We start from the raw sequence: 24,010 nt of genomic DNA on the forward strand, positions 1-24,010 counted from the left end.
CCAAGCACGGTTTTGTCATTAGCCAATTTTTCTTATCGAACCCTTGGCTGTCTGCCCTTCCAATCCATCGGAAATGATGAACATCCCTTGAATGATGGCGGCCGTACTCTTCCAGATGCTATCGAGATTATTACTGGCGTCCGGGTGAAATCCCTCATGAGCCGCACGGTTACGGAAGTCCTGGAACACGTGCAGTTCCTTGCAGAAGTGCAGGAGCTGGTCCTGGTTCATGCTCGTGATGTTGAAGAGCTTGCCCAAACCATAGCGGCACTCATGCCGGGAAAAGCAGATGAAGAAAATGGCAAAGGCCTTCAGGCCGTCCAGGGTGAAACGCTTGCCGGGCCGGAACTGGCAGATGGCCCGCAGCATCTTCCTGAGTTTGAAGCGGCTGAAGAAAGGAATCGTATTGATGATGGGCAGGTGCTCGATGTAGCCCTCGAAGTCATCCATGGCCGAGGGAATGGGACGGGCATAGCCGATGACATCGAGCTTGCGCTGCAGGATGCCCTGCTTGATGATGTCGCTGCAGTGCTGCTCGAATTTCTCCCGGAAGCTCAGTTCGAGCGCCTTATACTGCATATCGATCGCGGGGCTCAGGTCGATCGTGCCGAGGCTGTTGCCGGCCTGCTCAACCTGCAGATGAAAGAACTGAGCGGTTCGAAGCGCGCGTTTGACTTCGCTCGAAAGCTGCTCATAGCGATCGATTTTCTGCGCCAGCATCTTATCCAGGTCGATGGTCGTCGGCTGCTGCGGCAGGTTCGAGCTGCTGGGGCTCGGTTTGATGTGATCTTCGACCACCAGGAGGCTTGAGATGGCATCGCGAAGCTCAATCAGCATGCTATCGCGCATCGTGCGATAGTTCAGGTCATTCAGAGCGGAACGCAGCTCGGCCTGCAGGTGACTCACGTCGAGTTCATGCAGAAGCTGGGTGATTTCCAGCTGCAGGTTTGCGCTGACGTTGGGGCGGGTCAGGAAGGCGACCAGCTCCTGCGAGGCGCGGACGGTGCCGATGCCCTGCAGCGCGTGAATCACGGAACGCAGCACGGGTTCTTCGGAACTGCGGATGAAATCCAGAAGTTTCAGCGCCGCAGCATCCGATCCATGAAAGCGGCCAAGGGTATCGATGAAGCAGATCTGGAACAGATCGGGAGCCTGACGCGCCTTGGTGGACAAGGCTTCGATGCGATCGGGCGAAGGGTTTTTCCAGGCCGCGATCAAGGACGTCCAGAAATCATCGCCCTTGGGCTCCGCGAGTTTTTTATCATGATAGGCGATGGCGAAGAAGGTGTGACGGCTCACGTCCTGCGGCGGGAACTCCTTTTCCCAAAGACCCAGGCCTTTGACTTCTCCTGATTTATCCTTGTTGAAGGCGGCCAGCATCTGCTGACGCTCTTCGAAGACCTTGCCGAAGACGCTCGTGCCACCGGCTTCCGCGTTTAAAAGAGCTGAATAGCGCGGCAGAAGACTGGTAAGGACTTCCACCGCGTTCGGAATCGAGGTCAAAAGTTTTTTCAGATGGTCGAGGACTTTGAGCTGCGCATTGTAATCGAGGAAGGGGCCGACGACGTTGAGCGCCAGGACCAGGACCTCGGGTCGGGTGTGCGTCAGCAGCATGGTCTGCAGAATCTGCGGCTGCACGCCGGCGAAGAATTCCCAGCTCTGTTCGGCGATGATGGGGAACTTTTTTTCCGCCAGCTGCTCAAAGAGCCAGCCGAGGATCGGGGCTTCAATATGATGGCGGTCCCAGATGCTCGGCCAGTTCTCAAGGATCGTGGCCTCGTCCTTGGCATCCGGTTTCCGGCCCACGAGTTTATTCAGAATCGTGAGTTCTTTTTCCCAGCGCTTGCCTTCCTGATTCGCATTCATGAATTGCGACCAGATGCCGCTGAACGATTGATTCACCTTCTGCGCTTTGGCCCACTGCGGATCGAAGCGGAAGACATAGGCCAGGAAATAAGGCAGCGTTTTGTCCGCAACGGACGAAGCGTGATAGCTGCCCTCGATGCCGCGCTTGGCGAAGTTCAGGACGCGATCGGAAGGAACACCGAACTGCAGGGCGCGGAAGCAGAGCAGGGAAATGAAGGCGGCCGACATATCCTCAAGGCCGTCCATGTCCACCAGCTTTTGGATCAGGGGAAATCCACCGCCGAACCAGGCGAGATCCAAAAGGGTATAGCGCATGCGCTGAGGCGTCAGCGGGGAAAGACTGAGCGGCAGCGTGCGATGCCACATGATGCAGTCGGTGCGCAGAGCCCATTCCCAGAGCGCAGCCGAGGCCACGTTCTGATCCCAGCGCATGAGCTGGCTCGTCAGATAGTCCTCGAAAGCCAGACGCTGCTTGGCCGAAGTGCTGCGCAGGATCGCGATATGTTCATCAGGATTCAATTTTAATTTGAGCAGATCCGCGCTCAATGAAATCGGCATCCACATATTCTTTTCACGCATCGTGTGCAGAATGCGCAGACGATCGTCGGCGTGGGCGCTATGGAGGTAACTGTCGACCAATTGGGCTTCTTCCATCGGAGAACTCCCTGTCCGTGACACGGCTGAATACTATACAGTGCGGCTCCATCCATCTTATCATGAAAATATAGCTCCATTAAGGGTGGCATATGGAATTCCCGCAACTCCCGCGCCTCATGATTGGCCTTGTGCTGCTCCTGGGATCTCCGGCTCTCCCGGCTTTGGCTGGAGACAAAAAAACGGCCCTGACGCTGCCGTTTGACCAGCTTAGGCATTTTCAGGTTTCGCTGGAAAATGGCCTCTTCGCTGTGCATCGTGATAAGGATCTGGTTTTAACCAGTGGCCGAAGTGGAAAGTTTTATATCTTGTCCCAATATGATGAGAACGCCAAGGAACAGGACCTGGGCTTTGGCAGTCTGCACACACCCACTGATAGAAGTGAGCGCGTGCCCTTTCCCGAGAAGGAAGGGGAAAAACGCATCCGCGGGATACTGCCGCTTGGCTCCCTTTTGTTTTTCCTGGATGCGAGGGCGAGGCAGTTTGCGATTTGGCAGAAGGAGAAGAAGATCTGGCTCCGACCTGCGGATATCGTTTTGGATCTGGTGCGGCCTCCCAGTGATCCGCGCGGCGAACCCACACGAAGCGAAGTGGCGGAGTTGAGGCAGGGCTTTACGCGCTCTTTCAATAAAGTTCAATTGGACAACAATGAGCTCTTTGGAGGCATTACGGCTCTCCCCACATTCTGGAAGGATAGGGATAAAAGTCAGTTTTTACTGCTGCTTCGCGTGCCAGGCACACCTTTGATGACGGTCCGTTGCCAGGGACGCACCATGGGCAACTGCCAGGCGATGCGTGCCTGCTTTGTGCACGGACTGCCGAGCCATCTGGTCGAGGAACTTTATGGACTCGCTGTGGATCCTGTGCGCAAGGAACTGCTGATCGGCAGTCCTGGTGAGCGCAGGATTATGCGCTTCAAAGCGCCCAGCTGCTATCATATTGCTCATCTCAAGGATCAGGACGACATCGGATTGCCTGAGCAGCTGAAAGATCTTAGCAATCTCTTCGTGGATGAGGGTCGCAATCTTTGGCTCACAACTCAGAGGCCCGATCTTTATAAAAGCGGTTCACTTTTTCGCTTCGATGCCAAGGTGTGGGCTCCATCGCCTTGAACCCCAGAATCCAAGCGAAAGAGCTGAGCTGATCCTGAGGTCCATTTGAAATTTCTCAAGCGAATGAATGATTTGCCCATGAATTTGATCTTGCAATGGTTGAGCGGATCTGCTCTACTGAACCCATAAATCAAAAAAAATATCCAGCTTGGTACGCTGCGAGCGTGACCTTTATGGTCTTGTGGTGTGGGGCGAAGGATGGGGGACTTCGGGTCCGGTCTCTTTCTCGATAGGAGAAAGAGGCCAGGCCTGCAGGTGAGCGGGGGACTTGCGTGCTCCGTTGATCAGAAGGTGGCGCCCACGTTGATCCCGATCACAGCGCCGCGCAGTTGCCGGTAATTGCTGTTGCCGCGCGGATAGGGGCAATCTTCGGCATTGTTGAGGCAGCGCCGCCACGGCCAGCCCACCGAGATATTCGCGGAACCCAGCGGCGTGAGCATATTGCCGGAAATGCCATAGGACAGATAGTTCTTCGTCCAAAGGTACTGCGGATGACGGAACAGATCGTCGAGTTGATAAGGCTCGTTGTCGTAAAGTTCAGGCGGCGTGACTTCACCTTCGGCGGGTGAGTTGGCAAAGTTCTGGCGAATCAGGCGCTCTTCCGTCGGCGAGAAAAAGCTGTTGTTGGCATCGAAAAAGCTCGTGAGCGCGAAGGTGTCCTGGATCAGCTGATAGCGAAATTCGAGACGCTGCGAAGCCCGGCGCGAACCCCCATAAAAGTTGTCCGTTTTCTTGCCGTCTTCGGTGTAGGTCAGCACCGGGCCCAGGCTGTTTTCGCGAAAACCGCGATTGGTATCCGGTCCTCCGCTCAGAAGACGTTCGGATGTGGGAAGGACGTTCGGGGCATCGCGACGCTTGATATTATTGTAGCTCGTGTAACTCGTCCCCACCGCCATCACGAAATTCTCGAAGAGTTCATGATAGACGTTGAAGCTGAACGCCCACTTATTGTATTTGATATCACCACCGAACACAAAATCAGCAAGACTGACTTCAGTGGAAAGACGGAAACCCTTCGTCGGCCAGCCGAGATTGTTACGACCATCGGTCACATGCCTGAGGCCGATTTCACGAACCTGAAGGATCCCTGATTCAGTAAGCGTGGCCCGCTTAACGCCTTCCTCGGCTTCGACGCTGACTTCCTTATAAAGAGTGAATAGAGACAAATCGGTGCGCGGAAGGAAACCGCGCAGACGGTGACTGGCGATCGCTTCCGCAGCCCGACTGACTTCCCATGAGGTGTCACGGGCCATCCCTTTATGGTTGAAGGTCAGCGTGCCATCGACGGGATAATCGAAAAGCCAGGGTTCGATATAGCCGACGCCCACGTAACGACCGAGAAGAGTCTTATCAGCCAGCGGCGTCTGCGTTTTCTCTTCGTTCAGAGTACCCTTGCTGAAGATCTTACGACCGCGGCCCCCGATATTGTTGTAGGCGCTTTCAATGGAAAAACGCATGCCATCATTCAAACTCCAACCTGGACCGAAGCTGACTGTTCCCGAGCGGGCTTCTCTTACGATCACGGTATAGGGAACCGCGTGATCCCCTGAGCTGGCCGTGCTTTCACTGGGTGTAATGCTCACGGAGCTGAAGAGTCCGAGGTCGACCAGGGCCTGGCGGCTTTCCTCGACCTGCGCGGGGTCAAACCAGCTGCCGGGGGTGAAACGAATTTCCCGGCGCACGACGTCTTCATCAGTTTTCACAAGGCCGCGGATCGTGATGTCGCCGAATTTGGAACGGGGTCCTTCGCGCACATTCAGGATGACTTTGGTTTCGATATCCCGGAACTGACGATTCTGCACCAGTTCCAGATTCATTTCGACCTGCAGGTAACCAAGGTTACGATAGGCCTGGCGCATGGCCTTTTCAAAATCGATCAGATGCTGCCACGCCAGCGGCTCTTTGTCATCGACATTGAGCATCGCTTCGATATCATCAGTCGGCAGGGCCCGGTTGCCGGTCACGACCATCCCATCGAAAAGCCTTCTTTTACCCTCTTTGACGACATATACCAGCTTCACTTCGCCGGTCGCGGGGTTTTTGATGACGCGGGGATCGAAGACTTTCGCATCCCAAAAACCACGTTCCTTATAGACACCCTGCAAGGCTTCGCGGGCTTTTTGCGTCAGATCCTGGCTGAAGATGGGCCGGTTGCTTAAGCCAGCCGTGAGTCCCATGACATCGGTGGCCTCTTCCTGAGTCAGAGCTGTCAGGCCTTCGAACTGCACTTCGGTGACGAGATATTCAGGGCCGGGGCGGACATCGAATTGATATTCAATAGTCTCTGCATCGGGTGTGCGCGGGGGCAGCTGGCGAATTTCGACGTCATCATAGCCCTGGGCCTTATACTGGCGCGTGATTTCCGAGGCCATGGCATCGGGATCGGTGATGGAAGGATCCACGGCATTCAGATCATCACCGAAAATCGCCGAGACGAGTCCCGCGGATTTGATGGGGCTATTGATGCGAACCTGAATCTTCTTTCCCAGCGTGCCCATGATCTTGATGGTCGCAGTATTGGTCGCGGGATCAAAGATGATTTCAGGGCTTTGGATGCGCTGCTGATTGTATCCGGCTTCGACCAGCTCGGTCTCAAGTTCGATGAGCCGGCTACGGATTTCATCCACCTCGCAGTACATGCCTATTTCATAGGGGTTTTCAATCCCGGGAGGCAAGCGGAAGCCATAGTCGATATGCTTGATGGTGCAGGGATAGTCTTCATCAATCGCCGCCTCATAGAGGATACCGCCCCGATGCGGACGCTGCGCGATCTGCACTTTGGCCAGATAATAGCCGTGATCCTTCAGGACTTTGAAGATTTCATCGCTCAGCTGCTTTCTGACTTCCTGGGATGCTGTGTTGCCCACATACTTACTGACTTTGCTTTCGACGGCGAGGCGGATGCTGCGGGTCAAACTATAGATGCGCACTTCGCTGACAGTATCCGCCGTCACGAGCTTGATGACGATGCGCTCGCCTTCATCCTCGGCGGTGACCTCGGCCATGGGTTCGGCCAGGTTGATGGCCTTCAGAAGATTGCTGAGGTCCTCGGGGGTTTTGATGTCGGGAAAATTCCTGCGCAGTTCGTCTTCATTCAAACGCTGAGGCCGGGCTCCGGGCGCGAAATCCCAGGGCTTCGCGAGGCCGGGAAGGGCCAGGAGGCTTAAGATCAGGCTGAGGCTCATCAGAGCAAAAAATCGCAAGCGCCCCTCCTTAGTCGAAGCCAAAACGGAATTTTAGATCAAAACCCGAGTCGGCTGGAAGGGCCTTCTGATCATTTGTCTGCCGGTTCGTCGTTTGGTCCAAGCTGCCGGAAACCGTGATGCCTTCGTGCAGCACGTATTCCAGTGAGACCTTGGTGTTCGCGGCGTCGTCCACCTGCAGGACGGCGCTGATATTTTCGCCCAGGCGTATAGGAAAGTTGATGCGGGTCACCGGACGCTGGCCCGATTCCGGCAGATACGAGTCAAAATACACTTCCCGGATGACTGTCTGTCCTGACATGTCAAAGAGTTTTTCGATCGGTTCCTCGGCAAAGGCCGCAAAGAAACTCACAAGCTCATTGATCGAAGCGCTTTCCGCGCTTTGAGCCGTCGTTTTGTTGACCTGATCAGGAATGCGGCCGGTACTGATGAGAATCAGGATATCAAGGTTACTGATGGGCGAGCCGTCATCCCGCAGAGCCGGATCAATGCTCAGCTGGATGCGCGGCGTTTTCAGACTGCCATCGACCATGACTTCGACCTTATAGGGATTCACCGTCGCTTCACCGATGATATCGAGTCGTGGATTCGGAGGCGACACGGCCTCATCGAAGGAAATGACAGCCTGAGTGATCTTGAAGGTACGGCGGTAGTTGAAAGTGCCCCGCTCGGCTATGATCTGGCCCAAAAGCAGGGGCTGCACGTCCGTGCCGCGGACGCGCATGTCGGCGGACAGCACGGCTTCAAGGCTTTTGTTTTTGATGGTGATGGAGCTGTCTGCCACGACGCCGATATCGAGATTGACGAAAGGCGTTTGCTCGACGCCGCCAGCGGCCGATGAACTGAGCCTTGTTTCATAGAGCGAGGCGACGATCTGCTTTCTTAAATCAAAGTTGCCGATGGACTGGAGACGGTCGATTTCCAGATTGCCGCTCAGATTGAGAGGAAGCTTATGGCCCGTGACGGCCAGGTTTCCACTCAGGGTCAGGTCCGCGGATTTTAGGACGGGAACCGTGAGTCGATTGAATTCCATGCGATCGAGTTCAATGTTGAGTTTGGACGCATTCGAGGGGCTATCGTTGAAACTGAGCTGGCCCGATACGGTCATGCTGCCTTCACGTCCTTTGTTGGCCTTGAACTTATTGACGATCACGCGGTCGTCTTTGATCTCAACGTCCATGGCTATGCTGGTCAGCGCCGGTCCATAGTCGACAAGGCCGATGGAGACCGGATGCCAGTCTTTGACATTGAAGGGATCCAGGCGCTTTTCCCGCAGTTTGATGGACAGATCCGGCTTGCTCAAGGCGCCACGCAGATAGCCATCGATCAGGACTTCACCGCGCGCGGTTTCCACGACGTTGCTGAAGTTTTTCAGTATATCGAGTTTCACCGAACCATGGACCGAAAGATCCAGCTGATTCGGCAGGCGATTGTTCCCGGATTCAAAGCTGAGATCGAAGTATTCACCCTGAAGTTTGAGCGGCCTCTTGTCCGCCAGGAGCCAGCCCTGGGGGCTGATCTTCAACTTGATCGGCTCGTCGCTGTTGAGTTCCACCGATGAGGTGCGGCTGCCGAGGTTGCGAAAGAGTTTGGAACGGACGCGACTCAGCACCAGATCCCCTTTCGATCCCCAGAAATTGCTGAGTTCCCCTTGCATGGTCCATTCAGCGGTGAGGTAGGCGAAGTTTCGCGGATCCTCGGCAAAGAACTGGCCGATGAGGGCACGAATATCCATCTGGTTGAAATAGAAGTACCAGTCGTAAGGCATCGAGGCCTTGCCGAAGTCGATATTGAGGCGCCCGACCAGAGCATTTCCTGAATGCCGCAGCTCGGGGATATGAAGTTTCCAGCCATCGACGAAGCCGGAAAGATTGAACGAGGAAATCGGAATGCCCCAGACATAGGGCTGTTCCAGGGAGCCTTCCACCTTGCCCTGCAGATGATCGATCGGGCCCTCCAGATCGGCTTCCAGCTGAATCTGTCCGCCGAATTTTTGTTCGGCGAAGAAGCTTCCGATATAAGGAAGACTTGTGAGGTGATTGATCTCCTGCGCGACTTCATTGGTGCGATAGTTATTCAGATTCTGATTGATGGTTTTGATGCTGATCCGCACGCGATCCGCAGGGCGAATCCCGAGCTCATGCAGGACATGCTCGCGGCTGGTCGGCCCTCCGCGTCTTTGGATGTCGAACGTCGCGCGGGCTTCGAGCTGATCAAGACGCGCATAGGCTTTGGAGAGCGACCAGTTTTTTTCATCACTGCTGATCGTGCCGGCCGCTTCGCTCAAAAGCTCCTCGTCCCCCAGGGTCAGCTCGCTCACGGTGAAATCAAGGTCGCCGCGCCAGGCAAAAGGTTGCAGCAGGGGGCCACTGATGGAACCACGCAGGGAAGGAAATCCGAAGCTGAGATTGTCGATCTGAAAGGATTGCTTCAGACCTTCCGCAATGAAATTCGACGGAATTTTCTGCGCGTTCACCTGGGCTTTGAAGTTGAATGGGGCGGCGATTTCCATTTCAAAGCCATCGACGGCCAGCGCGCCCCGCTCGGCAAGGCCGGCGTAAAGATCGTCCACATGCAGAAGATTCCGGTTGATGTCGAGCTTATAGGACGATTCCAGCTGCTTCAGATCAAAACCGCCGACCACAAGATTCTGACCGCTGGCGTTGCCGCCTATGATGAGATGATTATAGGGGCCTTTGATGCGGGTCTGAACTTTGGCCACGCCCTTGGCCGGCAGCTTGGTAAAATGTTCGAGCAGCGCCGTGTCGAGGCCGGGTGAATCCACGGTGAAGTCCATGCCCTTTTCGTTGTTGAAAAAGAACCTGCCGCCCAGCTTCACCGGCGAGCCGCCTTCCGCGGGAATATCCTGATCGCGTCGCAGCGATTTCCAGCACTGGCCATCGCCTTCCTTGATGGTCAAGGCATCGGCATTGATCAGGAGCGAGGTTTGGATGAGGCAGGTGGGCGCCTCCTGATAGCGCTTCGGAAGATCGGCCACAAAAGGGAAGGAGAGCTGCGAGAAGCGGGCCGGCCCGTTGATGTGCATCGCAAAAGGCACGGACTCGCCATAGAGCTTGATTTCCGGGGAATCCAGCCAGGCGCTGAAGGCTTTGAATTCATCAATGCCGAGCACGGACATGAGTTCGCCGAAGGGCAGATCCTTCGGATGAATGTTAAAACGGAACGGGGCTTCCTTGGTGAAGCCGATGAAACCCGAGCCCTGGGCCAGCGTCGCCTTGTCCTTTTTCACCAGGGCGTCTTCAAAGGTCATGCCCTGCTCGGTGATGTTGAAGTCGAGCTGTGAATTGAGCAGTTTAAAGCCGAAGAGTTTCGCGCCTTGCGATTCGCCTTTGCCATCCAGGCGCCAGGACGGTGCGCGCGCTTCATCGAAAGGAATGTGCAGCTGCAGCTCCGTCGATCCGAAAATGCGCCCTTCCGTTTGGTCGATCGCCAGATAGCGTCCGAGTATGCCGATATCCGCCTGGCTGATCTTATTATCCACACGAATCAGAAGGCCTTTGAGCTGACGCGCATTCTTATCCTGCAGCGCGCCTTTGCGTTTTTTCAACTCCGTTTCATAAACCACGCGGGCTTCGCCGGTGGCCGTGAGGTCATCCGATTCGATCACGAATTTCTGTGAAACCAGCTGATCCTTGTCCTGCCTGAGGTCCAGCTGCAGCCTGAGATCGCGCAGAAGACTGGCGCCTTCGACTCGCAGGTTGCCACGTTTCAGCTGCAGAGCCAGATCAAACTTCTGCCAGGTGCTGAAGGTGAAGTCCACATCCAGACCTTCCAATTGCAAAGACAGGAGGTCGGGCTTGTCGGGCTTGGCGTCGGGGATTTTTACGTTGATCGTGGCATTGCCGATGCGCACGTGTTTGAGCGGCATCGGAAAATTCAAAGGCCAGTCAGGAAGTTCCGATTTTTTATTCCAGTCGGGAAACTGCTCGACTTTCACCAGCTGTTCGATCGGCGGCAGGGGAAGACTGATACGGGGTTCATTGATTTCGAGGTCGAAGACTTCCGGCTGGCTCAGCACCAAAGCCAGAAGCGAGACACGCAGCTGCAGATGGGAAAGCTGGGCGAGGGTCTGCTCGGTTCCATCCGGTTTTTGATAGCGGACTTCGACGCCATAGATATCAAAGCCCGGCGGCACGAACTTGGCGTTGATCGCCTCGAATTTGACCGAGAGATGCGTATACTGTTCCAGCTTTTCATTGATCGTGCGGCGCAAGAGGCCATGAACGTATGGGTTGTCGATCAGCAAATTGCCAAGGTAGGCCAGTGCCACCAGCACACCGACTACGATCATCAGCTTTTTCAAAGCTTGAAACACAGTTGCTTCGATTTATAAAAGCAGCCTGGGCCGGGAGCCCACGCTGTGGTCGTTATTAGATCCTGGTCATGGTTCAGGATTCCTCCGGATCATGACCTCCGCCTGACTTATAGTAAAGAGAATTCAGGTCCAGCGTGGGCGCCGCGCCTCCGCCAGATTTTCCGGTCTGCGGAGCAGGCTGCTTGCGGCGTCCGGGTGTCGGCTTCGTCGCTTTCGGCAGCTCCGTGCTCGGTTCATCAGCCAGACCCTTGGACAGGCCAAAGTATTGAGCCGCTGTCTGGATGGTCTCTGCGCTGATCACCCGCTGATCACGCAGGAAAGCTTCCATCAAGGCACCTTCCAAGAGACTTTCAATCCAGGCGAAACTGAGCGGTGCCTGCGCCATCAGATAGCTGTGCGCGTCGGCCCCGACAACTTTGGCTGGCAATCCTATCTGATCCAGACGCCAGTTCAAATAGGGAATGATGTCATTGCGCGAAAGACCCTGCATGTCGGCGCTCATTGCCAATCTATGTTGGCAGCCTTCCGTCATCTGTACGATGGCGCTGAGTCGAGTATTACCAATCAAGATGAAATTGAGATGATTCGCCGCGATGGATTGCACCTGAATCAAAGCCAAAATTTCATCCAGCGCTTCGGGCTCTTTCAGCTTATGGGCGTCATCAATAATAACGGTCAGAATTTTTCCATGCAGGCGTGACTGCTGAAGGCGCTCCAACACATGACGGTTGGTGCTCGACGCCGGATCGAGTCCCAGATACTGGGCGAGTTTCGGCAGGAGCCAGCCGCTGTGCTGCTCGCTTTGAAGGAGCGAAAAGAAAGCGACATCATGTCTTTGCTGATCCATCGTGTGATAGAGCCAGCGCGCCAAGGTACTCTTACCATGACCAGGAGGAGCGGTGATCACGAAGAGCGAGGCCGCTCTTTGCAGCGTCAGAAGAAGACGCGAGCAGATGATCTGGGTCGATTCCTGCCAGTAAAGGCGGTCCAGGGCGATGGGCTCGTTCCATGGCAGGCTTTTCCAGCCCCAGAAAGCGAGAAATTTTTTACTGTCCATATCCGCCCCTCAGCTCGCAGCTTGTTTCCATTTATTTTGAAACTCTTCGATCAAGGGCACCTGGTGCGAGACCGCTCTTTGGAAACGATCCTTGTGGCCTTCGGCATAAAGACAGCGGGCCAAAAACTGCGACGCCTGCTTGCGGCAGTAGTCCTCGCGCACCAGGGCTTCCAACAGCGGGATGCAATCGTTGATTTGATTCAGCATCAGATGGGCCTGAATCTGATCCGCAAAGAGCATGCGGGGATTGCCGTGATTCTTACGGGTGGCCGCGATGATTTTGAGCGCGGTCTCGGGCATGGCCGCCCGCATATAGAATTCCACGAGGTTGACGATGATGCCGATGTTCCGCGGATGCTCTTTGAGTGAAGTCAGAAGGAGTTTCTCCACGGTCTTGAAGTCGGACTGTTTCATCAGGATCTGGGCCATGCAGGGCGTGACGAGAGGCTGCAGATCCGGTTCCTCTTTCAGGTTGCCGATGAGTTTGGAAAAGAGCAGGTACTGTTTTTCCAAAAAGAGCCGGCGCGCTTGATAGAGTTTACGCAGGCTGCCCTGACTCCAGCGGCGGATGAGCCATTCAAAGCTGCCGATGAAAGCTGCGGGATTCAATGGGCTCTCGACGATTTCCGGAGCGCCGATGTCTTTGATCAGAGCGGTTTCCTGCTTATGATCCTGATGCGTCACGACTATGGTCGGAGTGATGATGGCGATCGGTTCGACGATCTGAGCGCGCAAAACGAAACTCGCCGGAAGCTCGGGAGTATCATGAATGATAAGGACCGAGCACTTGCCGCTGGAGATGGCGCGAAAAGCATCGACGATCTTCGCCGTCTTCACGGGGAAGGCCCAGTTGCGCCGCTCCAGACGCGAGGTCACCTCCTCGGAAAACGAGGCCGGGTTTGACGAAAGCAAAGCAATTTTTTGATTGTCCCAAGATGCCTGCTGCATCTGCACCATGGTGAAACCTGTCCATTTTGTGAGAAACCGCGCGCTTCATCCCATTATACCATTGGCCGGGTGAAGCTTGTGAGTGTTGACAGAGGAGGGCCTGGCCGCTAAAAGTGTGGACGCATCCGCAAAAAACCCAATTGAGGAAAACATATCATGAAAGTACTGCTAGTTGGCTCAGGCGCTCGCGAGCACGCTCTGGCTTGGAAATTACGTCAATCCAAGCTGGTTGATGACCTCCTCATCTGGCCAGGCTCCCCGACCATGGATCCGCTCGGCACACGCCTCGCTATGGGTTTGGACGCTGGAATGGCTGATGTTGCCCGCCTGGCGCGGAATCAGGGCGTTGATTTTGTGGTGGTTGGTCCCGAACAGCCCCTGGCTGATGGTTTTGCGGATGCCTGTGCGGATCTGAAGCTGCCCTGCTTTGGACCCGTAGCTGCCGCGGCTCAGCTGGAATCATCCAAGGCGTTCGCCAAGGATGTGATGAAGGCGGCTGGAATTCCGACCGCAGGTTTTGCGGTGGTTCAAGGGGAAGCAGCCTGCCGTAAAACCGCAGAGCAGTATCTGGCCAACTCAGGTGGCGCAGTCATTAAAGCCAGTGGTCTGGCGTCCGGCAAGGGCGTGTTTGTCTGTAAATCCCAAGCCGACATCGATGAAGGAATTGAAAGGCTCTACCGCTCCGGTATGGCCAAGGCCGCAGAAACCGTCGTGATCGAAGAGGTCCTGGTTGGACGCGAATGTTCCTTCTTTGTTTTCCTGGGGGCCGGGGAACCCACGCCGCTGGGCTTTGCCGTGGATCATAAACGACTGAAGGATGGGGATGAAGGTCCCAATACCGGCGGCATGGGCTGCTATACACCCGTGCCCTGGCTGCCTTCGGATGCCGGTGAAACGGTGATGAAAAAGGTGGTGCATCCCTTGCTCGTGGAATTGACAAAACGCGGGATGAATTACACGGGCTGCCTTTACGTAGGCCTTATGTGGAGTGAAAAAGGTCCTTCTGTTGTCGAATTCAACGTCCGCCTGGGTGATCCCGAAGCCGAAGTCCTGGCGCTGCATGATAAGCGCGACTGGGCTCGGCTGATCGCGGCCAAGGTGGGTTTGATCGAGGAAAATAGGGAATTCGTAGCGGCGGCGGCCCAGAATGCGGGAGCCTCGGTATGCGTGGTGCTCGCTTCGCCCTGCTATCCTTATGGGGAAGGCGCGCCGCAGCGTTTTGAAGTGCCGCGCGATGTCTTTGAAAACGGCGCACAGGACGTTCAGGTCTTTGCAGCCGCTGTTCGGGAAGAACAGGGCCGGCTCATGACAGGTCGTGGACGGCTATTAACCGTATGTTCGCATGGCAAGGATTTTACCGAAGCCCGGCGTCATGCCTATGCGCACATTAAAAAAATCGCTGCGCACTGGCACGGGGTCCAGTATCGTCATGATATCGGATCAGGCCTCGTGGAGGGATGAGTTGTGCAAAAAGTTTTGATTCTGCTGGCCTCGCATGAGGACGAATCCCTGACGGCGGAAGGCCAAAAACTCTTGCGGGATTTTCGCCTTTCCTATCAATTAAGGGTGAGTTCGGCTCAGGTGTCCCCGGATTTCGTTCGGGAGATCATCGCGAGCTTTCACAAGGATGGTGGCCAGGTCATCATCTGCGTGGCCGCACCGCAGGATCAACTGGCTTCCTTGGCCTCAGCATCGAGTTCTTTGCCTGTTTTGAATGTGCTTGTGAGTTCGCATCCTGTCAGTCTCATGACCGGAGCCGCACCTGTGGCGACGATGGGGCAAGGGGCTGAGGGTTTTACCAGAGCGGCGCTTTTCGTACTGCAGATGCTCGCGCTTCAGGATGCGGAACTTTCGCAGAATGTGCAGCGTCATCGCCACAGTCTCGCCGCGCGCGTTATCGCCGCGGATCACAAGCATCGGGTGATTTTTGATGTCTAAGAAAACTCAGAGTGTGTTTGAAAATTTTCCGTGGCAGCTCGTCCTTGCCAGTTCCTCACCAAGACGCCAGGAGCTTTTGCGCTACCTGGGACTCCCCTTCACCACCCGTGTGCCGGATATTGAAGAAAAACGCCGTGCCGCGGAAACGCCGCTCGATTACGTGCAACGAAATTCCCGTGAGAAGGCTCATATCATCTATCAGAGTCTGCCGCATGATCAGCCCTGGGCCGTGATCGGATCGGATACGATCGGTGTGCTGGATGATGACGTGCTGGAAAAGCCTCTGGATGCAAAGGATGCACAGAAGATGCTCGCGCGCATGTCGGGCCGTTCGCATAAGGTGCTCACGGGGCTGGCTGTGGTGTATGGCCGCGGGCCCGAAGCCAAGGTGCAGCAGCGGGTGATTGAAACGGATGTTTTTTTCAAGCAGCTCACGCCGCAGGAGATTGCCTATTACGTGGGAACGGGCGAGCCTTTGGATAAGGCCGGGTCCTATGGAATTCAGGGAATTGGTGGATTTTTAGTGGAGCGGATCAGCGGATCCTATTCCAATGTCGTCGGTCTTCCCCTGGTCGAACTCACAGACATTCTGCGCGGCCTGCCCCTGCCCTCGTGACGGAAAACCCGGCGCTGTCAGCCTTTGTCTGTCGGGTCTGTCTAAATTTTCTACAGTTTTCCTTTGGTCTTTCCAATAATTTCAATATGTTAGTATTGCGCCTTTCTGGCAAGGCCCTTGCAACCCAAGGGCCTGTGGAAACTGTTGCTCTTATTCTGGAATGGAAGGACCTCTGTTATGTCAAAGAAGAAAAACCCCAATCCCATGGCCAAGGCTCCCTTGCCAGTGGCGGCTCCGAAAAAAGCCGCAGCGCGGAAACCGAAAGCCAAAGTGAATAGTCAATTGAAGGCGACGATCCTCAGCGCGCCGCGCTCCATGAAGCTGGACGCTGCTCAAAGTTTTATGCGTACGACTGCTTTCACCCTTCAAAACAAGGTAAGAACAGCCATGACGGAACTGAGCAAAGTCGAAAAATCAAGCAAGACTCCCAGCGCTCGTCTTGGTCTGAGCTATGACTCCTCGATTCAACCGACATCGAGCAGTTCGTTTTTCTCGAACCCTTTCAATCGCTTTAAAATCGCCTTCCTGACTGTTGTCGTGGTGGGTGGTATCAGCGGTTATTTTTATTCGGATCGCGTGATTGATGGCTTCAAAAGCCTGGGTGATGCGGTGACCAACGTGTCGAGCGACAAGACCTGGGTTGAAGGCATGATGACCCAGACTAATGGTGTTCCGGATGAAGAGAAGGACGGAACCCTTATGCCTCCGCGCATGATGGAAGAGACGGTGATGCCGGTTGCGGATGAAGCGCCCGCGGCCCAGGCGGGTGCGACGGATGTGCTCCCAACGGAACCTGTTCCGGCACCCGCTGCAGCTGTTCCTGCACCTGCGGTAGCGGCCCCTGCGGCCAAGGCTGTGGCTCCGGAAGTGAAAGCTCCGAAGGCGACCAAGGCCAAGGCGAAGAGCAAGGCCAAGGTTACGAAGGCCAAGGCGAAGACCAAGGCCAAGACGAAAAAATCCGCTCAGAAGTAATCTAGTCCTGGGACTCCTTGACTGTAAGCCTATGACCCGGCCGCCTTCCCGGACGCTCGCAGAATCGAGCGCCGGGGAATGCGGCCTTAATTTTTTGTCCTCATTTCCACCTTTTCCTTATCCTTCCTTCGCAGGCCTCGTATAATCATCGTCTTGATTGCAAAGAGGTGGACTTTGAAAGAACGCTGGACATACCTTCTGAAGCTGGCCTGGCCTTTGATTATCGCCAACAGTTTTTGGAACCTGCAGTTGACCATCGACCGCGTTTTCCTGGGTCAATATTCGACCGAAGCCCTGGCCGCGGCGATGGCCGTCATGGGCGTTTTCTGGACACCGATGGCTCTTTTGCAGCAAACCGCAGCCTATGTGATGACCTTTGTCGCGCAGTACTTTGGGGCTCAGGAAAAGAAAATGATCGGGCCCGCGGTGTGGCAGGCGCTTTATTTGAGCGTCATCGGCGGGATTTTGTTTCTGGGCTTCATCCCCGCGGCGGATTCCATCTTCAGGATGATGGGCCATTCGCCGGAGGTGAGCGCCCTGGAGACGGAATACTTTCAAGCGCTTTGCTACTCGGCTTTGCCGACGGCCGTGGTGGCTGCAGTCAGCAGCTTTTTTTCCGGGCTCGGCAGGACCCGCATGGTGATGGGAATCAACTGCGTGGGCCTCGTCGCGAATGTGATCCTCGATTATCTTTTGATTTTCGGTCGACTGGGCTTTCCTGCCCTCGGTGTGGCGGGTGCCGGTTATGCGACCGCGCTGGCTACGGTCTGCTCGGCGATTTATGCGCTCTGGCTCCTCTTTCAAAAAGAGCATGAACGGGATTTCGCTGTGCGCTCCGCCTTTCACATGCGCTGGGACCTCATGAAACGCTATCTGCGTTTCGGACTTCCGAGCGGTCTTCAGTGGGCCTTGGAAGGTCTGGCCTTCACGGTCTTTTTGATTTTCGTGGGTCGCATGACGAACGGCGACGCGGCGCTGGCCAGCAGTGGCATCGTCGTGACGGTCATGATGCTCGCGGTGCTGCCGGCCATGGGGATGGCGCAGGCCGTTTCCATTCAGCTGGGTCAGAACCTGGGAGAAGGCCGGCCGGATCTGGCGGAGGCTTACACCTGGAGCGGTCTGCAGCTTTCGCTGATGTATATCATCACAGTGGGCTTCAGCTTTTTATTGATCCCGGAGTTTTATCTCGGCTGGTTTCATAACCCTTCGCAGGCCTCGCTTTGGAGTGAAGTCTCGGTGATCGTGCCCTATCTTTTGATGTACGTGGCGCTCTTCACCTCGTTTGACAGCATGAATCTGATTTTCTCGTTCGCTTTGAAGGGCGCAGGGGACACGCGCTTTGTCACTCTTGTGGCCTTGACCGTTCCCTGGCCTTTGATGGTGGCCCCGACATGGTTTGTCAAGGATTGGAACGGCGCCGTATACTGGGCCTGGGGCGCGGCCAGCTTTTTTATTATTTTTCAGTCCTTTATTTTCCTCGTGCGTTTTCGCGGCGGGAAGTGGAAGACGATGAGCGTGATCCACGGCTGAATTTTTCATAGCTTGAAGCGCATGATGCGACAGGGGACGCTCTTTTTGAAAGAGCGGGCCGTGCTGCTATCGCCTCCGATCATGGAAGCGGCTCGGTGGAAGCTTCGATGGTGCCATTCACAGAGATGACCGTGATCTCAAGATCGTCAGGGTCTTCCTTATAATCCGTCTTGTATTTCCATTTGATGTGAATGACCTTGTCGCCGATCTTCAGATCCGCCTCGCCATAAACCCAAAGGCGCATCAAAAGGCGGCGGACCATGTCCGTGTCGAGCTTGATAGGATTTTTCAGGATGGCCTGGATCTCTTCTGTGATCTCCTGGATCAGTCCACCGATTCCCGTGCCTCCCGACATGCCTCCGGTATAGGCAGGACTGGAAGTGGAGAGCAGCAGTGCGCACACGATCGCCCACATGTATCGCATTCTATACCTCATCATTCCGGGACATAACCCTGGTTGCTACGTAGCTGGCGGCAATCATAACATCCCCTTCATGGGTACGGGCGATGTGGTCGCATTCCATATAGCAATCGAGGATTTTATTCTTAATCCGTTCATAGCTTTCGCTATTCACATTGTAAACCATATAACGCTTGATCGTCTGATCATTTGGAGGCAACTCGGCGATATATTTGGCGGCTTCACTGCCTATGCGCTTGCTTTCCACATAAAGAACGCTCTGGTTGATATTCACCCGGTATACACCTGGGGTTTTTTCGATCAGAACGCCTTCCTCGATCATCATTTCAAATTCAGCCAGCCCGAACGCGCCCAGAAGCTGCTCGACGCGGGCCTTGGTCGCGCCGATGGTCAGACCCAGCGCCATGATCCAGAAACTTTCGCGGCCGATCAAACGAGCCATGATATCCTGGCCAGCCAGGGATGATTTATCGGTCACACGCTTATAGAAGGCTTTGATGGATTCATTTTCTTCGAAGTAGGCAACCGTCTCGTCCAAAGTGGACACAAGATTGAGAATGGCCATGGCATTTTCAACAGACGGCACCGACTCCCTCTGGAGGATGCGCCGTAGAGTTGGATACGGCACTCCAGAAAGACGTGTGAGAAGCTGAATTGTCCGGCGCGAACTGCTGGAAAGCCATCGTTCGATGTAGTCGACCAAAAGATCCGCTTTAGACATAATTCCCACCATTATTTTTGCGAAGCGGCCTTCCGTATGCATCGTAAAAACGCCGTGGGGAAAGGCTCGGGCAAAAATTCATCTCATTTGGTATACAGGCAACTTACCTGATTGATAAAACGAAGGGAAGTTCAAGTCTTCTCATTCGCCCCAAACTCTCACAGGGCAGCCCTTCTCTTCAAAAAAGATTATTCCACTCTTTCCGAATTCTTTTTTCTTCGGAAGGCTCCGTCATATATACTTTGATCATAGTTAAATCAGATTATCAGCCGGGGGAAGAGCGTGGTCTTCAAACTCAGTATGATCGCTATGGTCTCGATTCTGAGCGGTGCCGCCGCTGCTGCCGATCTTGTCACCTTGAAAAAGGATGCTTTCACGCTCACCTATGACTGCGATCTGCGGAGTGCCGTCCGCTATGAATATACCCTCGGCAAAGACAGGGGCTCGGCATCGCGGCCTGGCTCGTTTCATCTGGATCCCGATCTGCCTGACGGCTGCGAGGGACAGTTCAGCACCCAGGCCTATGCCGCTATCGTTCCCGGTTGGGATCGCGGGCATCTCGTCACGTCCAATCATATGGATATGAACAGCACGACGATCAAACAGGCCAACCTGATGAGCAACATCGCACCCCAGGCCTCACACTTCAATCAGGGTATTTGGGTGCAGGCGGAAAACCTTGTGGAATGCTACAGAGACCTCGCGCCGGTGCAGGTGGTCGGCGGTTTGGTTTACGAAGACGATGCCAATGATTATTTCCTGGAATCCCATGGCATCCCCACGCCGGAATATTTTTGGAAAGTTGTGATCACGAGCGAACCCAAAACAGGTGCGCCCAAGGCCATTGCCTGGCTGATTCCCAACAGTGATGACGTGGGTGCCTTGGATGAATACATCCTGAGTATCAGCGAGCTGGAAGATCGCATCGGCGCTCGTTCCGTGCAGATTGATGCCAGCCCTTCCGTGAAGGCGATGAAACCGACCCGCACCTGGAGTATGCCGGGAAGCTGTCAGCCAGGTTAATTCGTGGGGGCTTTTCGGCCCACGCGGGTTTTGCCTACGCGTTCGATGATGGTGGCATGAAGCTCCGGCCGGCCGCCCATGAGAAAGACGAGTTCCGCCGCGACGAAAAGCGGGCCGATAATCAGTCCCATCAGATCATCAAGGAACGCGGGTTTTTTCCCTTCCCAAATATGACCGATGGTTTGAAGAATCCAGCCGACCACGAAAAGCCCGATGCCCCAGGCCAGCCAGCTGTTAGTGGCGCCCAGAGCCAACGGAGCTGCGATCTTCAGCATGCTCACCAGAATGATGCACATGAAAAGTCCGAGCGGAATATCGAGCCGCAGATAGTAGATTCCCAGCACAATTGAAAGTATGAGGGCCGGGGTCACGGGCAGGATGTCATGCGCGAGCCACACGGGGCGTGACAAAAGAAGGACTATGGAGAAAAGTATCATGGGAATGCCGATAAAGTGGGTACCAATATTACGGCGGTCGCGATGATACGAGGCGTAGGTGGCGAGTTGCTCCGTCAGGCTTTTCATAAATCAATCCCCTGTTTGATGGTGTCCCTCTTACGCTCATAGCATTCCGCTTCCAGGCCCACTATTGAAAATTTTCGCGAAAAAACTGTTGCTTTTCGGCCGGTAACCGAGCAGTTTAGGCGCGGCCATGGAAAGGATACGCGCTTGAATCAAGATGCTCATTCGATCGGACTTTACCTGCACATCCCCTTTTGCAGTCGGCTCTGTCACTACTGTGACTTTGTGAAAACGGCCCGCTTCGCAGCGGATGATCCCGCAAGCTATGTGCGCATGCTGAAGGCCTATGCGGATGCCTGGCTCCCTGTGCTCGGTTTGAAGCTTCGCACCGTGTTTTTGGGAGGTGGCACGCCTTCCCTTTTGGATGAGGCGTATGGTCCCCTCATGGAAAGTCTCAGGTCCTGGCTTCTGCCCGAAGCTGAAATCACCATGGAAGCCAATCCCGAGCATGTGACGCCCGAACGGGTGAAAATATGGGCGGACCTTGGCATCAATCGTCTGTCCCTCGGCGTCCAGTCTTTTCAGGCGCGCGGGCTCAAATTCCTCACCCGCGAGCATAGTCCCGAGCGAGCCCGTGACGCGGCGCAGCTGGCTCGATCCCTGATTCCCAATGTGAATTTGGATCTGATTTACGGCTGGCAGGGCCAGGAACTCAGCGACTGGGAGGCCGATTTACACGCGGCGACAGCGCTGGACATTCAGCATTTGAGCCTTTATACCCTGACCTACGAAGGCCGCACCCCACTTGCCCGCATGCATAGGCGCGGCGTGGTGGATGCTTTGACCGATGAACGCCTGGAAAGTATGTACCTTATGGCCTGTGACACCTTGCGGGCCAAGGGCTTTGAACATGAAGAGGTTTCCAACTGGCATAAGCCAGGGTTTGCCAGTGTTCATAACAGTATCTATTGGCACGCGGGCAGTTACATCGGACTCGGCAACGGGGCGCATAGTTTTCTCGCGGAGCACGGCGGACCCTTTGGAACCCGCTGGTCCCAGGATCCGAATCTGCGTCTGATGCAGGACGGCCAAAGTCAGCTTGTGACCAGGGCCTCCTTGGATGACCTGCTGCGTATGCCAGGTGTACACGTAGAGACGGAACGAGGAGCGTCTGAATGGCTTCTTGAGACAGTTTCCTCGGGCCTGCGCACCGGAAAAGGCATCAATGTGAATGCAATATGCGCGAGAACTGGATATAATTTCCGCCCAAGACCCTCCCTGGACCAAGCCCTGCGGCAAGGACTTATGCAAGTTGATGCGGCTGGAATCCTGACCCTGAGGGAAGAGGAATGGTATCGGGAAACCGGATGGGCACTTGAGGTGTCTCTCTCCTTTGTGGCTCCCTAAGCCTATAATATGGGTAAGGAATCAAAAGACCAGGAAGGTTGGTCGTTCCGCTGTCGATAGTGAACAGGGCCGCCCGGCGATCGCGGCCATCAGATAAGTGAAGGAGTAGTCATGGAGCCTATGAAAAAACTGCAGGAGATGCGCCGCGAGACGGGCGACAAGCAGACCAAGGGTCTGGATGATAAAGTCATCGAAGCCTTTTTGCGCACGGACAAGCGACTCGCAGAAGCGATCGAGGACGCGTACACCGAATTTCAAGCTTTGAAAAAAGAGTTCGGCACCAGGCTGCAGATGAACGAACGGGAATTGATTGACTACATCCAAAGCGATTTCGTGAACTTTTACGAAGCCGATGCAGTGAATCCTTATGTGGCGCTCGCCGCCGCAGGCCCCTGGCTCATCACCACCCACGGTGCGGTGCTGCATGATTCGGGCGGATACGGCATGATCGGCTTCGGTCAGACCCCGAAGAAAATTCTGGAAGCCATGAGCCAGCACCATGTGATGGCCAACATCATGACGCCGAACTTCAGCCAGAAACGTTTGACAGAACGCCTGAACAAGGAAATCGGTCACAACCGGAAAGATAATAAGCCGGTCTTCGCCCGTTACCTCTGTTTGAACAGCGGTTCGGAATCAGTGACTGTCGCGGCGCGACTCGCCGACCTGAATGCCAAGAACCTGACCGATCCCGGCGCGCGCTATGCGGGCCGCAAAATCTATATGCTGTCGATGAAGGGCAGCTTCCACGGCCGGACCGAACGCCCTGCCCAGGCTTCTGATTCCTCGGCGAAGAACTATCAAAAGCTGGCCACGTTCCGTGAGCAAAAGCTGATGACGGTCGAGCCGAATAATGTCGAGCAGCTGCGCGCCGCCTTCGCGGAAGCGGATAAAAAAGGCATTTTCATCGAAATGATGCTGCTCGAACCTGTGATGGGTGAAGGCAATCCCGGCGTCGGCGTGACCCCTGCGTTTTATGATGAAGCACGCCGCTTGACCCGTGAGCACGGCTCCCTTTTCATGATCGACTCGATCCAGGCTGGTCTTCGGGCCCAAGGCTGCCTCAGCATCTGCGATTATCCTGGTTTTGAAACCTGTGAAGCGCCGGATATGGAAACCTATTCGAAGGCGGTGAATGCCGGGCAGTATCCGCTGTCGATTCTTGCTTTGAATCGCCATGCTGCTGAACTTTATCAGCGCGGGATCTATGGCAACACCATGACGACCAACCCTCGCGCCCTGGATGTGGCCTGTGCGGTCTTGGATTCAGTGACGCCGGAGCTGCGGAAGAACATCCGCGATCGCGGGCAGGAATTTTTGGATCGCTTCAATCAGCTGCGTGAAGAATTCCCGGGCGTCGTGACTGGCGCTACCGGCACGGGCCTTCTCTGTGCCCTTCATCTGAACCCTGAAGGCTATAAAGTTGTCGGCAAGCACGGCGTCGAAACCTGGCTGCGCGAGCAGGGCATCGGTGTGATCCACGGCGGCAAGAACGCTCTGCGCTTTACGCCTCACTTTTTGATCACGCCGGCGGAAATCGACCTTGTGATCGGCAAGATTCGTGAAGCCCTGAAACGTGGGCCCGTCTACAGCTGATCATCCTCAATAAAGGCCTTTCTTACCTTGAGTAAGAAAGGCCTTTAAATACCCGCCTAATCTTCCAAATTTCACCCTGTCCACATCATGCGTCCCCTTCTGCCGATAACGAGGCATACCCAAGGGGGGATGAAGATCGTGAGATGTCC

At 55.1% G+C, this 24,010-nt stretch carries 17 protein-coding genes; 9 read left to right on the plus strand and 8 right to left on the minus strand.

The features are described 5' to 3' along the window. Positions 1-18: 18 nt before the first annotated feature. Positions 19-2,520, minus strand: coding sequence for a hypothetical protein (locus VFO10_RS21345; RefSeq protein WP_325144006.1), 2,502 nt, complete (start codon positions 2,518-2,520; stop codon positions 19-21). A 92-nt stretch (positions 2,521-2,612) separates the two neighbouring features. Here VFO10_RS21345 and VFO10_RS21350 point away from each other — a divergent pair, with 92 nt between their 5' ends. Continuing rightward, the gene (locus tag VFO10_RS21350) at positions 2,613-3,632 is read left to right on the plus strand and encodes a hypothetical protein (RefSeq protein ID WP_325144007.1); all 1,020 of its coding nucleotides are present in this window, start codon (positions 2,613-2,615) and stop codon (positions 3,630-3,632) included. Between the two features lie 284 nt (positions 3,633-3,916). Here VFO10_RS21350 and VFO10_RS21355 read toward each other — a convergent pair whose 3' ends face one another. The 4 genes from VFO10_RS21355 to VFO10_RS21370 form a co-directional block, all read right to left on the minus strand. Continuing rightward, positions 3,917-6,835: a BamA/OMP85 family outer membrane protein gene (locus VFO10_RS21355; RefSeq protein WP_325144008.1), complete on the minus strand. Its 2,919-nt coding sequence runs from the start codon at positions 6,833-6,835 to the stop codon at positions 3,917-3,919. Between the two features lie 10 nt (positions 6,836-6,845). Further along, the gene (locus VFO10_RS21360) at positions 6,846-11,171 is read right to left on the minus strand and encodes a translocation/assembly module TamB domain-containing protein (protein WP_325144009.1); all 4,326 of its coding nucleotides are present in this window, start codon (positions 11,169-11,171) and stop codon (positions 6,846-6,848) included. 73 nt (positions 11,172-11,244) lie between these two features. Continuing rightward, positions 11,245-12,228, minus strand: coding sequence for an ATP-binding protein (locus VFO10_RS21365; RefSeq protein WP_325144010.1), 984 nt, complete (start codon positions 12,226-12,228; stop codon positions 11,245-11,247). A 9-nt stretch (positions 12,229-12,237) separates the two neighbouring features. Next, on the minus strand, positions 12,238-13,185 hold the full coding sequence (locus VFO10_RS21370) for a hypothetical protein (RefSeq protein ID WP_325144011.1): 948 nt from the start codon (positions 13,183-13,185) through the stop codon (positions 12,238-12,240). 147 nt (positions 13,186-13,332) lie between these two features. Here VFO10_RS21370 and purD point away from each other — a divergent pair, with 147 nt between their 5' ends. The 5 genes from purD to VFO10_RS21395 all read left to right on the plus strand — a co-directional run bounded on the left by purD (position 13,333) and on the right by VFO10_RS21395 (position 18,232). Continuing rightward, the gene (gene purD / locus VFO10_RS21375) at positions 13,333-14,637 is read left to right on the plus strand and encodes a phosphoribosylamine--glycine ligase (protein WP_325144012.1); all 1,305 of its coding nucleotides are present in this window, start codon (positions 13,333-13,335) and stop codon (positions 14,635-14,637) included. 3 nt (positions 14,638-14,640) lie between these two features. After that, positions 14,641-15,114 (plus strand): AIR carboxylase family protein, encoded by a 474-nt coding sequence (locus VFO10_RS21380; RefSeq protein ID WP_325144013.1) that lies wholly within the window; start codon positions 14,641-14,643, stop codon positions 15,112-15,114. Then, a complete protein-coding gene (locus VFO10_RS21385) occupies positions 15,107-15,730 on the plus strand; it encodes a Maf family protein (RefSeq protein ID WP_325144014.1) in 624 nt (207 codons plus the stop codon). The genes VFO10_RS21380 and VFO10_RS21385 overlap by 8 nt, the downstream gene beginning before the upstream one ends. 177 nt (positions 15,731-15,907) lie before the next feature. Continuing rightward, positions 15,908-16,702, plus strand: a complete 795-nt coding sequence (locus VFO10_RS21390) for a hypothetical protein (RefSeq protein WP_325144015.1) — start codon at positions 15,908-15,910, stop codon at positions 16,700-16,702. A 174-nt stretch (positions 16,703-16,876) separates the two neighbouring features. Next, complete coding sequence (locus VFO10_RS21395) at positions 16,877-18,232, plus strand: MATE family efflux transporter (protein ID WP_325144016.1); 1,356 nt, start codon at positions 16,877-16,879, stop codon at positions 18,230-18,232. 79 nt (positions 18,233-18,311) lie between these two features. Here VFO10_RS21395 and VFO10_RS21400 read toward each other — a convergent pair whose 3' ends face one another. Further along, positions 18,312-18,656, minus strand: coding sequence for a hypothetical protein (locus VFO10_RS21400; protein ID WP_325144017.1), 345 nt, complete (start codon positions 18,654-18,656; stop codon positions 18,312-18,314). A gap of 1 nt (position 18,657) precedes the next feature. Continuing rightward, positions 18,658-19,374 carry a hypothetical protein gene (locus tag VFO10_RS21405; RefSeq protein WP_325144018.1) on the minus strand — a complete coding sequence of 239 codons (717 nt, stop codon included), beginning with the start codon at positions 19,372-19,374 and terminating at the stop codon, positions 18,658-18,660. 282 nt (positions 19,375-19,656) lie between these two features. Between VFO10_RS21405 and VFO10_RS21410 the strand changes: the two genes are divergently transcribed. Beyond that, positions 19,657-20,397 (plus strand): DNA/RNA non-specific endonuclease, encoded by a 741-nt coding sequence (locus VFO10_RS21410; protein WP_325144019.1) that lies wholly within the window; start codon positions 19,657-19,659, stop codon positions 20,395-20,397. Here VFO10_RS21410 and VFO10_RS21415 read toward each other — a convergent pair. Further along, the gene (locus VFO10_RS21415; protein ID WP_325144020.1) at positions 20,394-20,921 is read right to left on the minus strand and encodes a DUF962 domain-containing protein; all 528 of its coding nucleotides are present in this window, start codon (positions 20,919-20,921) and stop codon (positions 20,394-20,396) included. The two genes, VFO10_RS21410 and VFO10_RS21415, sit on opposite strands and share 4 nt — an antisense overlap. 144 nt (positions 20,922-21,065) lie before the next feature. Between VFO10_RS21415 and hemW the strand changes: the two genes are divergently transcribed. After that, positions 21,066-22,265: a radical SAM family heme chaperone HemW gene (hemW, locus tag VFO10_RS21420; RefSeq protein WP_325144021.1), complete on the plus strand. Its 1,200-nt coding sequence runs from the start codon at positions 21,066-21,068 to the stop codon at positions 22,263-22,265. A gap of 111 nt (positions 22,266-22,376) precedes the next feature. After that, a complete protein-coding gene (locus VFO10_RS21425; RefSeq protein ID WP_325144022.1) occupies positions 22,377-23,861 on the plus strand; it encodes an aminotransferase class III-fold pyridoxal phosphate-dependent enzyme in 1,485 nt (494 codons plus the stop codon). Positions 23,862-24,010 lie beyond the last annotated feature (149 nt).

This window comes from Oligoflexus sp. (assembly GCF_035712445.1).
Taxonomy (GTDB): domain Bacteria; phylum Bdellovibrionota_B; class Oligoflexia; order Oligoflexales; family Oligoflexaceae; genus Oligoflexus.